The following is a 13,480-nucleotide window of genomic DNA, read 5'->3' on the forward strand; positions in this document are numbered from 1 at the left end:
TTTCTGTTTGCGACCCTTGTCGCGGATCCAGCACGATACCTGGCTTCGACGGTGATTGCCGAGCGATGGCAATCACCGTCGTCATGACCTGCAGGGTTTCATCAATGCCTTCTGTGCGACCGGTTGCGGGTGTCCCGGCTCCGTCAGGGCAGGGAAGGCATATCGCCCGCGGAGACACGCCAAATCCACGGCGTCATCTCCGGGCGGCCTTCGATCATCTCGGCCAGCGCAGCCTCGTACTCGCCATTGGAGCATGCCGGCACGATAAACATGGCGACCGGTGCAGGTCGTTGTTCAGGCAGTGTCACGGATACGATCGGCTGCTCTCGCGAAAGATTGAAACGCAAGCCTTTGACGCTCTTGCGTCTCAAACCTGACAGCCTCTCCAGGAGACGCTGCTCATGAACGCTTTCGAACGGAATCCAGTTCTCATTGACGACCATCATCGCAATTTCCTCGATCGCGGCGATTCCCGCGCCGGAAATTCCAAATGTCGCAATCAGGATCAAATGGAGTCCATCGCTCGACCGCCACAATTCGAGTTCCGTCTCATATCTGGCGCTCAGTCGCTTCCACGTCCCTTGCTCGACCACAAAGGGGAAGGGCAGGTGGCGGACGATAATTTTCTGTCCATCTCGCGTGGGAGCGAACTCTTTGACCTCAGCCACGGCGATCATCAGCCGCCGCGGTCCTGAAGCGGATGCCTGGGCGCCGGCGAGTGCTGCAGCCCGGCGGGATGCTATTTTCTCCCGGTCTTCCTGATGAAACACCTCCGGCACGAACAAGACGTCATAGAGTAGGTTGCCGCGGACCGTCATCTGCCGCGCGGCACTGAGCAGGCCGCTGCGAACCCGGCCCCATCCGCGCTTTCCCGCCCATAACGACGTCCATTCCGTCAGTTCCCCGACATCCCACAGATAATGAAGCATCGCCTTCAGCGACAGCTTCTTCGGTTCGTTGCGGACGCTCTCGGAGGGTTCCGTCGGCGATGCCGCCACCGTTCGATTGCTCCGTTTCGATAGCGAAAAGTCAAGTTTCAAGACTGCCGAGCCCGTGGTCGCATCGATCTGAATGGCGTTTCCAATGAGAGGGCCGAGGCCCGACAACTCGTAGGGCGGCTCGTAGGACGGGCAGGACGCGTCATGATCACGTCCGGAAAACGGCATTCGCTTGACCAGAAATTGACCGTCGACCCGAGCGATGTACATCGGAACCGGCGGTTCCTTGCACCTGCAAAGTGGCCTGAGCTTCTGTTCATAAGCACGTTCGAGCTGCGACTGAAACTCTGGAGTGGTTTCGTCCAACGGCTCTTTGCCGATCAAAAATTGTCGCACATCGTCCCTCGCTTCGGTCACCGAACGCTGATCAAGCCGGATAGGACGTAGCACAAACTCGCGGGATAATACTAGCGTAAATTAATCAGTATAATAGGCTGGCTGCGGCGCTTCGCATCGGCAGGAAGCGAATAGGCTGCCGTTTCTGCCTACTGAAAATTGGAACTATTCGACATGATAATTGGAGGTCAGGAACCTGTCGGTTGCAGGAGGAATCGGCGGTAGGCTTGGCGGAAGAGCGAGAGAGCGGCTGGGAAGGCTTGACCTGGCAGCGCTTGGAGAGCGCCTGGGCAGGTCGGTTCGTTCTCACTCTTGCTAGGATTTTCTGCGATGTTATCCGCCTCCGAGCTGGCGGACCGTCTCGCGCGCGACGCCGAGGCGGTCTGCCGCCACTACCTCTCCGCCGGCCGTCGGGCCGGCAATTACTGGATTGTTGGCGATGTCGCCAACAGCAAAGGCCGATCGCTTTACGTCTACCTCTTCGGCCCTCGTGCCGGCAGATGGACGGACGCGGCGACCGGACAATATGGCGATCTGCTCGATCTCGTTCGGGAAACCTGCGGTCTTGTCGACTTTCGCGATGTTGCCGATGAAGCACGGCATTTCCTGAGCCTTCCGCAATCCGAACCGGCGACGTCCCGCAGGGGCGGCGCCCCCGACTATCCGCCGGTCGAGAAACCGGCGGCGGAACGCGCGAGGCGCCTGTTCGCCATGACGCAGCCGTTGGCAGGCACCCTTGCAGATGCCTATCTGCGCGAGCGGGGCATCCTGCAGGCATCGACGCATGCGGCGCTTGGCTTCCATCCGTCCTGCTACTATCGGGATCTGGGGTCCTCCCGAACGACCAGCTATCCAGCCCTGATCGCGGCCGTCACCGATCCTCATGGGCAGATCACCGGCGTGCACCGCACTTGGCTGGATCCTGGCGGCGAGGGAAAGGCCAAGGTCGAGGACCCCCGCCGCGCCCTTGGCGGTCTTCTCGGCAACGCCGTGCGCCTTCATTTTCCGATCAACGGACCTGTGCCGCTCGTGGTGGCGGGCGAAGGCCTCGAAACCATGCTTTCGCTGTCTCACGTGATGCCCGGCCTGCCTATGGCTGCCGCACTCACCGCCAACCACCTCGGGGCTTTATCGCCTCCGGTCGGGTGTCTACGCCTTTATATCGCCGGTGACGCCGATGCCGCCGGTCGGCATGGGATCGAGGGGTTGAGCCGCCGAGCGCAAGCGCTTGGGATCTTGCCGCTCGTGCTCGCCCCCGAGCTCGGCGACTTCAACGAGGATCTGCGCTGGCTCGGCCCGGAGCGGCTGATTGGGAGCCTGCGGGCTCAACTCGTTCCGGAAGATGCGATGGCTTTTCTGCCGGCGTGAATGGGCGAAACGGCCGGCAATAGTGGCGGTCGTCGCAGCTGGGAAGTCCGTTCCATGGGCACTTCCTCCCAGTGGGCGCGCCCGCGGGCCTGCCGAGAAGCGACCCTTATCACGCGGCGACCGGGCCTTCAGCGGGTCAGTCAGGTTTCTTCCCCGCGCCGGCTTTGCCGGCGCTCCTCGCGGGTCAAGAAACCTTCCTTCCGCCGCCCGGCGCTGCGCTGGGCCGCAGCGCTTCGCGCCGCGGTTCCGGCCCCTCTCCGCGAGAGCAGGTTCGCCGTCAGGCCGCGAGAGGCGCGGCCGCAACCGACGGAGACCATCATGAACTTGACCCTTCCCATCGACGACGCTCACGAGCCCCACCACGCCTCCTCTCCGACCGACCGCTTCATCTACGAAATGCAGATCCACGGCCATCGCCCCTTTCAGGACGAGCCCGACCCCCGGCCGCTCCCGGAAGAGCCGGTCGTCCAGTCGGCGCTGACTGCGATCTTCGACGCGCTATTCGAGATGCTTGGCGACACGCGGCTGGAACCTGATCTCGAAGATCTGCTCTGGTCGACGGTCAATCTCTTCCACCGGGCCGGCGAGCGCATCCAGCGCGAGCTGCAACGCAACGAGGACGCACAACGTACCGGACAGCGGGAGCAGGACGGCTCGGAGGTCAAGAGCGTCGAACTCGAGCGCCTGATCGCCGAAGGCATCACGCTTCTCGAACGCCGCAACGCCTTCGAGTTCATGCGCGACTACGCGGCCGACCTCTTCGAGGCTCAGACCGGATCGGCATGGCGGCCGCGCACCGGCTCCAAGGTCAGCCACGCCAACATGACTGCGGCGATGATCGACTCCAGGGACTTCCTCTCTGCGCGCCGCCGCGCCGAGACCGAGGTGCTGATCCCGACCGGGACCAAGATCGCCTTCTCGGGCGGCATGGATTACAACGATCACGAACGCATCTGGGCGAAGCTCGATCAAGCCCATGCAAAACATCCGGATATGGTCCTGCTCCACGGCGGCTCACCGAAGGGCGCCGAACGCATCGCCGCCTGCTGGGCGGAAGCCCGCAAGGTGACGCAGATCACCTTCAAACCGAACTGGACGAAGCACGCCAAGGCCGCTCCGTTTCGCCGCAACGACGAAATGCTCTCGGTCATGCCGACCGGTGTCGTCATCTTTCCCGGCTCCGGCATCACCGGCAATCTCGCCGACAAGGCCCGTCGGCTCGGTATCCCGGTCTGGCAGGCTGCGGAGGATGGCGCGTGAGCGCCGCTTCTCTGTGCCTGACGACCGTTGCAAGTAATGCGCTCTGCATTACATTCTGCGTCATCTAGCAAGGAAACCAACATGGCCGCTACCAGTGCTCGAAAGGAAACGCCCGTCTCCATACGCTTCCGCGATGATGATCTCGCAATCATCGATATGGGAGCGGCCCTGACTGGGTTATCCCGAACCGAGTTCATCCGCCGGGCTGCGGTGCAGGGGGCGCAGACGGCGATCCTCAACGAGAGTGTCATTCGCGTTTCCACTGATGCCTTCGAAGCTTTTGTTGCGGCGATTGAAGCGCCGTCAGTCGCGGCGCCAGCCAAGGTGGCCGAGCGCCTGCGGCGTCAAGCACCCTGGGAACATTGAAGCTTTGGGCCTGTCGCAGATCGAGCCGCTTGCGGAGCGTCATCGCCTGGAGTCGTTCAGCTGTAGCAAGCCTGCCCTCGACGCCTGGCTTGCGACCTTTGCCCGATCGAACCACCAGCATAATTTTACGAGGGTGTTCGTCATCCATGACGACGACGTGGTCGTCGGCTATTAGGGACTTGCCCGCATCGCGCCAATGTCGTGACCCGAAAGATCCGAACGGGTCGCCCAACCGATCCCCGTGTCTGCTCATCGGTCAGCTTGCCGTTGATCACCGCCAGGTCGGTCGCGGTGTCGGCACGGCGCTTGCCAAGTATGTCTTTCGTCGCTGCGTCGCCGGCGCCGATCTGGTCGGCGGGCGAGCGATCGTCGTTCGCGCCGTCGATGAAGAGGCGGAGCGCTTCTGGCAGAGCTGGGGCTTCATTCCGTCCCTCGACAACCAGTCCCTCCTTCTGAGGCCGATGACGGACATCAGAGCATGGATGGTCTCCTATTCGACCGACCGCGCCTCCGTCTGAGTGTTGCCATGCGACCAGCTCGGTCCCATCATGCGTGAGAGAAGGATTATGCATAGACGTTCCGCGTCGAGCGATATTGTCGGATCGCCGGCAACATCGCAGCCTCCGGTCGGCCAATTCATCCTATCCGGAGAACAGAAAGCTGGCATTTCGATGAACTTGTGTACACAAGTCCGCCGAACATGGAGCCATTCAATGTCTGAACCTCGATCATCTCCCCGCCGTGTGGGCGTGCGGGAGTTTCGCGGCAATCTGACATCCTTCCTGAAGCAGGTTCAGGATGGACAGAGGTTCGTTCTGACGTCTCATCACAAAGCCATTGCCGAAATCGGCCCGCCGTCAGTTGACGTGGCCGTGCACAACCCGGCGCTTTGCGCAGCAAGATCAAAGTTTCCGACGATTTCGATAACCTGCCCGCAGTCGTCCTGAAAGCGCTGGAAGACGGAAGGTGAAGCTTCAATTTCGCCAGCCCCACCTGGGCAATAGTTTTGTGGTATCCGCCTCAAGCGTGAGCAGGGTGTGGGCGCATCCGGCGTATTCGCCGACCGCGCTCCATTTCACCGGCGAGCCAGCTCCACGAAGCCTGTGGTACAGACTTCGCGTCTGGGACGTGACGACCCCTTGCGCGGCGATCGCCGCGCTGTTTTCGCGCGCATCAGGCCATCACCGGCGGCATCGCAGCCTTGGTCGGCCTGTAGCCCTTCCGGCGCTTCCGGCGTGCAAGATCAAGAAAATGCGCGACGGCTTCCTCCTCGGTCCCGAACGCGTCGGTCCTCTCGCCGCCACGTCTGCCGATCCGTCCCCAACTGCGCAAGACCGCGGCTTCGCCGAACAAGGTCGGCTCGATTGCAAGCGTGTAATAGCGCGCCATGTTGCGGTTGGCATCGATGCGCTGGCAATGGAAGTGGAACGACATTCGGGTCATGCCGAGAATCATTCCCGTGGGGACCGACCCTGTCCAACGAGAGTTTTGAATCCTTTGCAGCCGATGGATTCCGTTTTGTGATGTGTTGGCACGTCACGGGCCTGCGAAGAACGCTCGACGAAGCCGGCCTCGGTCGCTCGAGGCCCGTGTTCCAACGGCTGGATGTCCGGCGGGACACTGGTCGGATCCGTCAACCGGGCGCCGGGGGCGAGTCCGCGAAGGATCGCGTGTTGGATCCGAGCGACCAGTTCCACCCGACATTGCCACACTGTTTGCAGTTGCCGATGCGATCACCGCGTCGGTCCCGCCGAGCGACAAATTATGATGGGGCACCATTGAGCGCCTCTCCTTTGCGATGGCCAGGAGCGGCGAGGTCTTAGCGCCGGATGGTGGCGAGGCATTCCAACAGCCCGTAGCCACCTCCCACGCAGAGCCGGACCCCGGGGGGCCATAACGGTTTGTCCCGCCCTTCGATTTCCCGAGACATTCCCGTTCTCCATGTCGCCTTTTTAAGGGACCGGCCGCCATCAGCGTCAACCCGCAAGGGGTTCTCCTGCGCTGGCGCTCCGGTGACGCCTGCGGCTCGGCCCCTTCTTCGGGCGCCATCGGGAATGGTCCCGAGCAACCGAAGGAGACAATACCATGGCCACCACGATCGCAACCCTGACACAGAAGACCGACGGCAGCCTCGAAGGCATCTTCGCCACCATCCGGGTCAATGCCCCGATCGCCATCGTCCCGAACGCCAGCAAGACGAGCGAGGAAGCTCCCGACTACCGCATCATCCACCGCAAGACCGGCTTCGAGATCGGCGCGGGCTGGAATCGCATCGCTCGCGTGACTGGCGAGGAATACCTCTCGGTGAAGCTGGAGGCCCCCGAGATCGGCGTGATCTTCGGCAACCTCGCCCCCGCTCCCGGCGGTGAGCCGAACCGTAAGGTCATCCTCTGGAACAACCCGGCCTGAGCCGCGCAACAGCCGGTCCCGGCAACGGGGCCGGCTCTCACCAGCGACGGTTCGTTCTGGTGCGCACCGCTGCCATGTCACGGTGATGTCCTGCTGGAGACGGTGCGGCGGCATCTTCGCAGCAAGGCTTAATACCAAGCCGGAAACGGCCTTCGAGCCCCTTGCCGGCTTTTCCGGTGCCATGCGGAGAGGGAGGATCTGCTCAGTCCGTCTGAGGGTGCCATGGCGGCATGAAGACCTCAAGGACGAGCGGTGCCCCCAATTTTGTCTCCGCTCCGGTCCCCTCCACTTCGACAAAATCGGCTCCCCCACTCGCCGGCTCCGCCGGTTGCTTCGCAATCCTTGACCCCTCCATCCCGTCATGGCCGCGAGCGTCGTCTTTCACAAACGTCAAGGAGACGACAATGACCACTTGCATCGACGAAGTCATCGCGCTGCTGCAGGCCGAGCAGCGGAACGCTGATCCAACCGAGCGTCGCCAGATCGAGAACGAACTCGAACTGGCTCTGGCCGAACGCGAGGTGATCTGGGCCGAGCAGGAACGCCGCATCGAGGCTGAGCCTCCGTTCTGACGGAGGCTTATCACCGTGTTTGTGAGCCTGGCCGGCCCGGATCGACCGGCCGCCAGGCTATCAGGGGTTTCACCCCTCGACACTCCCCGCCGGCTGACGCCGGAAACGGTCGCGTCCCCTTTTGGGGCCGCGGGTCTCTTCTCTCTCTGACGTCCTATTTTACTCCAGCAAATCCGGCGTCAAGGACGGCGCGGTCTCCCCCAATTTTGCCGCAAGCGACAAAATCGGTTCCCCCGCTTGCGAGCCGCGTTCCGCGGTCCTTGACCCCTCTTTGCAACAAAGTGGCCGATCTCCGTCATCAACATGAAGGAGATCACATTATGACATCCGACCAGAACCTCATGCTTTACGCCAAGCTTGCCGGTTTCCGACTCGTCGTCCTCGCAAATCGCTTCGGCGGCGACACCAACTTCTCACGAGCGCTTCACGACCGCCTGATTGAAGGGCTCGAGGCGGCAATCGCACGGATCCGTGTCATCATGGAGTTGGAACGAAACCTTCTCGTCGGTGATGACGAATTCATCGCCTATCAGTTGGAGGGCGAGACGGAGATATTCGGGCGCTTCAGCATCAATCTTCTGGACGACCTCGAAATCGATTTCGACACCCACGAATACCGCATCAATGGCAGCGACTGGATCAACGCTTTGACGGCGGATAATAGTGGTATCGATATCGCCTATCCGGAGCTGGTCGCGCTGACCGAAGAGGAGCTCGGCTCGCTGTCGTCGATCGCAAAGGAAATCACGTTGGCAACCGGTATTCCGGTTCTTCTGGTGCGCGCCGTTCAATCCTAGCGATAAAGGCGCTCGGATCCAGAGAGGCGGCGGACGCCGCCGCCTCCTACTGGCGATGCTCAAGCACTGTGAGCAAAGTTGCAGCATTGTTGTAAATATTGTATATCACAACAAATACAGCAAAAAAGGAAACCCCTATGTCTAAATCAAGCGGTTCCTATTCAACCAGCGATCTATCGCGTAAATCTGGCGACATCATTGCTGAGGCTCTGCGCCATCCAGTGACCATCACTCAGCGGAATAAACCCCGGCTGGTTCTCCTGAATATCGAGGACTACCAGCGGCTGATGAAGCAGTCGGACCGGCGCACCGTCGGGACGATCGAAACGATACCCGATGAACTGTTTGCCGAGTTCGAAAACGCCGTCGAGGCCTACGCCGGCGAGGACGAGGCAGGCCGCTCATGAACTACGAGCTGATCCAGACCGCAAGCGTCATACGCTATCCTTACCTATGGGCGCGAGAGGCTGGGCGTGGCGAGACGGAAGGACGCAAGGAGCGGCCGGTCGCCGTCGGCGTGAGAATGCCGCGGCGGGACGGTGATCTGGTGCTCTTCTTTCCCATCACCACCAAGCAGCCGGAGGCGTCGCGGTTTGCCGTGGAAGTGCCGGTGATCGAAAGGCGCCGCGCCGGCCTCGATGCCGATCGCAGACTTTGGATCATCTTCGATGAGTTCAATACCGACGTCGTTGGAAACTCATTCTATCTGGAGTCTGAGCCGCCGATCGGCCGCTTCAGCAAAGCCTTCTTCCTGCCGCTGCTGCGCGAATTCATCAGTCGCCGCAAGTCGGCTACGGAGGTCAGCCGATTCCGCTGACCTCTGGCTCGCGATAGCCTCGTTCCCGCTTGGCCCGCAACAGCCGTCGCAAGTAGCCTCCGCCGCTCTGCCCGTCGAAAGTTTCGATCTTGTCTTGCCCGTTGGGCTGATCCGGCCGGAACGCATGGGCGATACCTTCCGCTATCGTCGGCGGTATCGATAAAGGCGTCGGCAAGGACGAGTTGCGGGATTAACCGTTACTCACGGCACCGATTTGACGAAACGGTTCGCCTTCGCTGCCGCATTCATATCCTTCCGCCGGAAGTAGATCGCCCGGCCGCAGCGGATTGGGCTATGGCCCTGCACGATGATGATCTGCTCGTCCTTGCGCATCGACTGGGTGATCTCGTGCGGCATGATCAGCGGCCGGCGCTGGAAATTGACGCTCTCGGATTTGCGCGTGCCGCCATTTTTCGTGTCCCAGCCGATATTGCGCGAACGCCCCCGGACCTCGACAGTCATTTCCCCGCATTGGGCAGAGACGTTCCGGGCGGTATCCAACGCCTTGATCGCAGCGTAGCTGGCAAAGGCGCAGCCATCGATCCATGACGTCGCGCCATCCTTCCCGAAGTGCCGCTCCAGCTGTCCGACCGATTGGTAGAGCAGCATCATGCTGATCCCGTACTTGCGGCCGCGGTCGCGCGCCTCCTCCAGCACGCGCATGTAGCCGAGCAGATCGACCTCATCCAGCATGAAGAGTGCCCGGCGGCTGAAGCCGCCATCGGCCTGGACCATGGCGTTGATCAGAGAGCCGATGATAACGCGCCCGATGCCCGGATAGGAGCGCAGGATCGACGCCGGGATATTGAGGAAGACGTCCTTCTTGGCCGATACGATATCGCTCGACTTGAAGGCATTGCCGCAGACGAGGGCGGCATAACTATCGAGCGACAGCCACTGCGTATCCTTCGAGGCGGTCGAATAGACACCCGAAAAGGTCTGCTCGGTCATGTTGGTGAAGACGCCGAGCGTTTCGCGGATGAAGGCCGAAGCGGAGTGCTCCTGAACGTCGCGGAGCATGGCGAGCACCGACGGCTCCGGCTCGGATACGATCTGCCTCAGACTGCGCAGGTTGCGCCGACCGGCATATTCCGGTGCCAGCATGACGTGAGCAAGCAGGCCCGTGAGAAAATTGTGCGCCTGGTTTTGAAAGTAGGAACCGGTCGAGCTTTCGAAACGCAGGCTTTCCGACAACAGCATGTGCGCGATACCGACGATATCTTCCTCCTTTTGTTTCGACGCCTCGATGCCGTCCAGCACGTTGAAGCCTATGATCGGATTTGCCGGATCGAGCACCATGATCTCGCGACCGAGGACGCGGGTACGGTGTTCGAGCACCATCGGTGCGACCTCCGTGGAAGGGTCGAGGCAGATCAGAGGACCGGTGTAACGCAGCGCGGTCGGCAGGACATTGCTGGTCGTTTTGTATCCGCCCGATCCGGCGAAGAACAGCATATGGGTGGAATCGAAGTCTTGGCTGTAGGTGAGCAGCGGCGCCTTGCCGCCCCGTCCCCATGTGCTGGGATCGTTCGGATCGAATGGCAGTTGATAGACAACTTCCTTGTCGACGCGATAACGTTCGCCGACGACGATTTCACCGTCGGGCGGAAAGAGTTTTGCCGCCGCCGACATCGAAAGCCAATCGGCATCGCCGAAGGTTCCGCCCTTCGCCCGTTTGACCTGTTCGGGTACCACGACGGAGATGCGCGCCGCCACTGCTGTCACCATGAATCCCGCCAGCGCGCCGATCACCGCTACCATGTCGAGATAGGAAAGCGCCCGATCCCATGAGACTGTGCGGCTCTCCACCGATGGCGCGAGACGTCCATATTCCCGCAGAGCATAGAAGCCGGCGATGGCGAGAAAGCAGAAGAGGCTGGCTATCGCGATCGGCCGCCGGCGATGCAGCGGCAACGCCCAGACGGTCAGAAGCCCGGCGAGCGGTCCGAACAGAAGCGTCGGCACCGGTGCGACTCGCAGGAACCAATACTCCGTCTTGCCCGACAGGCCGTGGGCCAGTGCCGACCATCGCCAGCCAGTGACATAGACGGTCACGGCGGTGACCGCGACCGGCACAAGAACGAGCAGCAGGCTCGGATGCAACCGGCCCTTCAGCGCCATCCGGAGTTCTCCTCTATGCCCAGCGAGAGAGGATCGCGCGAAGAGGCCTTGAACGCCTCTTCGCCAATGTCGCGCAGCCGCTGATGCTCGGGCGAGCCCGGCATCACGTTTGCCAGTTCGATCAGGCCGCCGAGCAGGAACGCCCGGTCTGCCTTCGACAGCCCGGCTTTGACGACGATACCGCCGAGCAGAAATTTTTCGCGCGCTTGCCTCTTCCGGTCAGCCGTCATGTGAAACCTCCGACGGCGCTCCAGTCCCACTATCTGATGGTCGACGTGTTTGAGGAGGTGTGCCACCAGGCCCCTTCTTTTCATCTTTGCGAAATCGCGCAGAGATCTCTTCGAAGATCCGGTCGACCTCCTCGTCGGCGATCTCCATTTCCGCCAGCCCCGACTTCGTCGCAGCGCGGGCAAACCGCTCGGCGGATTTTACGATCAAATTTCTCCTGCGTTCTCTGAGCTTCTCGATCTGGGCATCGAGGTCGGAAATCGATGATTTGACGGCCACCGTTGGAAACTCCTTTTCTGAAACATCCTCAATGCCAATTATACTGTCTAGAATAAAATAGTTAAATAGGCTAATTTGCACTCGCCCGAAAATATCGCAGCCGGAATTCCGGCTCTTGGCCGTCTTCCGGAAAAGCGGTATTGGCCCTGCGGTCCGATCGGTTTGAGGGCGCAATATACGTCGCTGGCGCGACGTGCTTGGACGATGCGGAGACATCAGTGGCGATCATGTTCGTCAGAGCGCAGGTGATCAGCAAGGGAGCGGGACGCAGCATCGTCTCGGCTGCCGCCTATCGCCATCGCGCTCGGATGATGGACGAGCGGGCCGGTACGTCCTTCAGCTACAGGGGCGGAGCCCCCGAACTCATCCATGAGGAGCTGGCCCTGCCGGGGCAGATGCCCACTTGGCTGCGGACGGCGATCGACGGTCGTTCCGTTGCCGGCGCCAGCGAGGCGCTGTGGAATGCGGTCGATGCCTTCGAGACGCGGGCGGACGCGCAGCTGGCGCGCGAGCTGATCATCGCCTTGCCGGAGGAACTGACCCGGGCGGAGAATATCGCCCTGGTGCGCGAGTTCGTGAGGGACAATTTGACGTCTAAAGGCATGGCGGCCGACTGGGTGTTTCACGACAAGGACGGCAATCCACACATCCATCTGATGACGACGCTAAGACCGCTGACGGAAGAGGGATTTGGACGCAAGAAGGTGGCGGTCACCGGCGAAGACGACACTCCGTTGCGGGTCGTCACGCCGGACCGCCCAAAGGGCAGGATCGTCTATAAGCTCTGGGCCGGCGACAAGGAAACCATGAAGGCATGGAAGGTCGCCTGGGCGGAAACGGCCAACCGGCACCTGGCGCTTGCCGGTCATGAGATCCGGCTCGATGGCCGCTCCTATGTCGAACAGGGGCTGGACGGCATCGCTCAAAAACATCTCGGGCCGGAAAAGGCAGCTCTGGCCAGGAAGGGCCGGGAACTCTACTTCGCCCCGGCCGATCTCGCCCGCCGGCAGGAGATGGCCGACCGGCTGCTTGCCGAGCCGGAGCTTCTGCTGAAACAGCTCGGCAACGAGCGCTCCACCTTCGATGAGCGCGATATCGCCAAGGCGTTGCATCGCACGGTCGACGATCCCTTAGACTTCGCCAACATCCGGGCGCGGCTGATGGCGTCGGACGATCTGGTCCTGCTGAAGCCACAGCAGCTTGACGTCGCAACGGGGCAGGCGACGGAGCCCGCCGTGTTTACGACGCGAGACATCCTGCGCATCGAATATGACATGGCGCGGTCGGCGCAAGTCTTGTCGGAGCACAAGGGTTTTGCCTTTTCGTCACGGCATGTCGCGGCCGCCGTCAAGAACGTCGAAACCCGCGATCCCGAAAAGCCCTTCAAGCTCGATGCGGAACAGATCAATGCCATCAGTCATATTACCGGGGACAGCGGCATTGCCGCGGTGGTCGGCCTTGCTGGCGCCGGCAAATCGACCCTGCTTGCAGCCGCACGCGTAGCCTGGGAAAGCGATGGCCGCAGGGTCATCGGTGCAGCACTTGCGGGCAAGGCCGCCGAAGGGCTGGAAGACAGCTCCGGCATCAGGTCGCGGACGCTCGCCTCCTGGGAACTCATCTGGGCCAATGGACACGAGACGCTTCACCGCGGCGACGTGGTGGTTGTCGACGAGGCCGGAATGGTGTCGTCGCAGCAGATGGCCCGCGTGCTGAAGCTCGTGGAACAGGCGGGGGCGAAAGTCGTTCTGGTCGGCGATGCGATGCAGCTGCAGCCGATCCAGGCGGGTGCGGCGTTCCGGGCAATCACCGAACGGATCGGTTTTGCCGAACTTGCCGGCGTGCGCCGTCAGCGGGAAGACTGGGCGCGCGAGGCGTCGCGGCTCTTTGCTCGTGGCGAGATCGAGAAAGGTCTCGATGCCTATGCCGGGC

General features: G+C 61.8%; 15 protein-coding genes and 1 pseudogene. 11 read left to right on the forward strand and 5 right to left on the reverse strand.

Annotated elements, in window-relative coordinates:
• Nucleotides 1–143 precede the first annotated feature (143 nt).
• Nucleotides 144–1,334, reverse strand: coding sequence for a DUF1173 domain-containing protein (locus GFM02_RS31660; RefSeq protein ID WP_168323881.1), 1,191 nt, complete (start codon nt 1,332–1,334; stop codon nt 144–146).
• Nucleotides 1,335–1,664: 330 nt separating this feature from the next.
• Between GFM02_RS31660 and GFM02_RS31665 the strand changes: the two genes are divergently transcribed.
• The 5 genes and pseudogenes from GFM02_RS31665 (at nt 1,665) to GFM02_RS35320 (ending at nt 5,298) form a co-directional block, all read left to right on the forward strand.
• Nucleotides 1,665–2,702, forward strand: a complete 1,038-nt coding sequence (locus tag GFM02_RS31665; RefSeq protein ID WP_168323868.1) for a DUF7146 domain-containing protein — start codon at nt 1,665–1,667, stop codon at nt 2,700–2,702.
• Nucleotides 2,703–3,020: 318 nt separating this feature from the next.
• Nucleotides 3,021–3,962 (forward strand): DUF2493 domain-containing protein, encoded by a 942-nt coding sequence (locus tag GFM02_RS31670; RefSeq protein ID WP_168323869.1) that lies wholly within the window; start codon nt 3,021–3,023, stop codon nt 3,960–3,962.
• Nucleotides 3,963–4,043: 81 nt separating this feature from the next.
• Nucleotides 4,044–4,328 carry a DUF1778 domain-containing protein gene (locus tag GFM02_RS31675; RefSeq protein WP_168323870.1) on the forward strand — a complete coding sequence of 95 codons (285 nt, stop codon included), beginning with the start codon at nt 4,044–4,046 and terminating at the stop codon, nt 4,326–4,328.
• Nucleotides 4,329–4,474: 146 nt separating this feature from the next.
• Nucleotides 4,475–4,846 (forward strand): hypothetical protein, encoded by a 372-nt coding sequence (locus GFM02_RS31680; RefSeq protein ID WP_348644002.1) that lies wholly within the window; start codon nt 4,475–4,477, stop codon nt 4,844–4,846.
• Nucleotides 4,847–5,041: 195 nt separating this feature from the next.
• Nucleotides 5,042–5,298, forward strand: a pseudogene (locus GFM02_RS35320) (antitoxin of toxin-antitoxin stability system).
• Nucleotides 5,299–5,501: 203 nt separating this feature from the next.
• Here GFM02_RS35320 and GFM02_RS31690 read toward each other — a convergent pair.
• Nucleotides 5,502–5,771, reverse strand: a complete 270-nt coding sequence (locus GFM02_RS31690) for a WGR domain-containing protein (RefSeq protein WP_432444458.1) — start codon at nt 5,769–5,771, stop codon at nt 5,502–5,504.
• Between the two features lie 642 nt (nt 5,772–6,413).
• On the opposite strand from GFM02_RS31690, the gene GFM02_RS31695 reads away from it, so the two are divergent.
• The 5 genes from GFM02_RS31695 to GFM02_RS31715 all read left to right on the forward strand — a co-directional run bounded on the left by GFM02_RS31695 (nt 6,414) and on the right by GFM02_RS31715 (nt 8,923).
• Nucleotides 6,414–6,737: a DUF736 domain-containing protein gene (locus GFM02_RS31695; protein WP_064245684.1), complete on the forward strand. Its 324-nt coding sequence runs from the start codon at nt 6,414–6,416 to the stop codon at nt 6,735–6,737.
• Nucleotides 6,738–7,141: 404 nt separating this feature from the next.
• Nucleotides 7,142–7,309 (forward strand): hypothetical protein, encoded by a 168-nt coding sequence (locus GFM02_RS34855; protein ID WP_205930548.1) that lies wholly within the window; start codon nt 7,142–7,144, stop codon nt 7,307–7,309.
• A 320-nt stretch (nt 7,310–7,629) separates the two neighbouring features.
• Nucleotides 7,630–8,106 carry a hypothetical protein gene (locus tag GFM02_RS31705; RefSeq protein WP_168323872.1) on the forward strand — a complete coding sequence of 159 codons (477 nt, stop codon included), beginning with the start codon at nt 7,630–7,632 and terminating at the stop codon, nt 8,104–8,106.
• A gap of 137 nt (nt 8,107–8,243) precedes the next feature.
• Entirely contained in the window at nt 8,244–8,513 is a 270-nt protein-coding gene (locus GFM02_RS31710; protein ID WP_168323873.1) for a type II toxin-antitoxin system prevent-host-death family antitoxin, read from the forward strand.
• Nucleotides 8,510–8,923 carry a hypothetical protein gene (locus GFM02_RS31715; RefSeq protein ID WP_168323874.1) on the forward strand — a complete coding sequence of 138 codons (414 nt, stop codon included), beginning with the start codon at nt 8,510–8,512 and terminating at the stop codon, nt 8,921–8,923. The genes GFM02_RS31710 and GFM02_RS31715 overlap by 4 nt, the downstream gene beginning before the upstream one ends.
• A gap of 201 nt (nt 8,924–9,124) precedes the next feature.
• On the opposite strand, the gene traG is transcribed toward GFM02_RS31715, so the two are convergent.
• From traG to GFM02_RS35325, 3 genes are read right to left on the reverse strand one after another with little or no spacing between them, the layout of a single operon-like run.
• Entirely contained in the window at nt 9,125–11,044 is a 1,920-nt protein-coding gene (gene traG, locus GFM02_RS31720; protein ID WP_168323875.1) for a Ti-type conjugative transfer system protein TraG, read from the reverse strand.
• On the reverse strand, nt 11,035–11,274 hold the full coding sequence (locus GFM02_RS31725) for a conjugal transfer protein TraD (protein WP_168323876.1): 240 nt from the start codon (nt 11,272–11,274) through the stop codon (nt 11,035–11,037). The genes traG and GFM02_RS31725 overlap by 10 nt, the downstream gene beginning before the upstream one ends.
• Complete coding sequence (locus GFM02_RS35325) at nt 11,264–11,551, reverse strand: TraC family protein (RefSeq protein WP_168323882.1); 288 nt, start codon at nt 11,549–11,551, stop codon at nt 11,264–11,266. Before GFM02_RS35325 ends, GFM02_RS31725 begins: the two co-directional genes overlap by 11 nt.
• 218 nt (nt 11,552–11,769) lie before the next feature.
• Between GFM02_RS35325 and traA the strand changes: the two genes are divergently transcribed.
• Nucleotides 11,770–13,480: Ti-type conjugative transfer relaxase TraA (traA, locus tag GFM02_RS31735; protein WP_168323877.1), on the forward strand; the 1,711-nt coding region annotated here is incomplete at its 3' end.

The sequence above is a fragment of the Rhizobium leguminosarum bv. viciae genome (assembly GCF_012276115.1).
Taxonomy (GTDB): domain Bacteria; phylum Pseudomonadota; class Alphaproteobacteria; order Rhizobiales; family Rhizobiaceae; genus Rhizobium; species Rhizobium leguminosarum_T.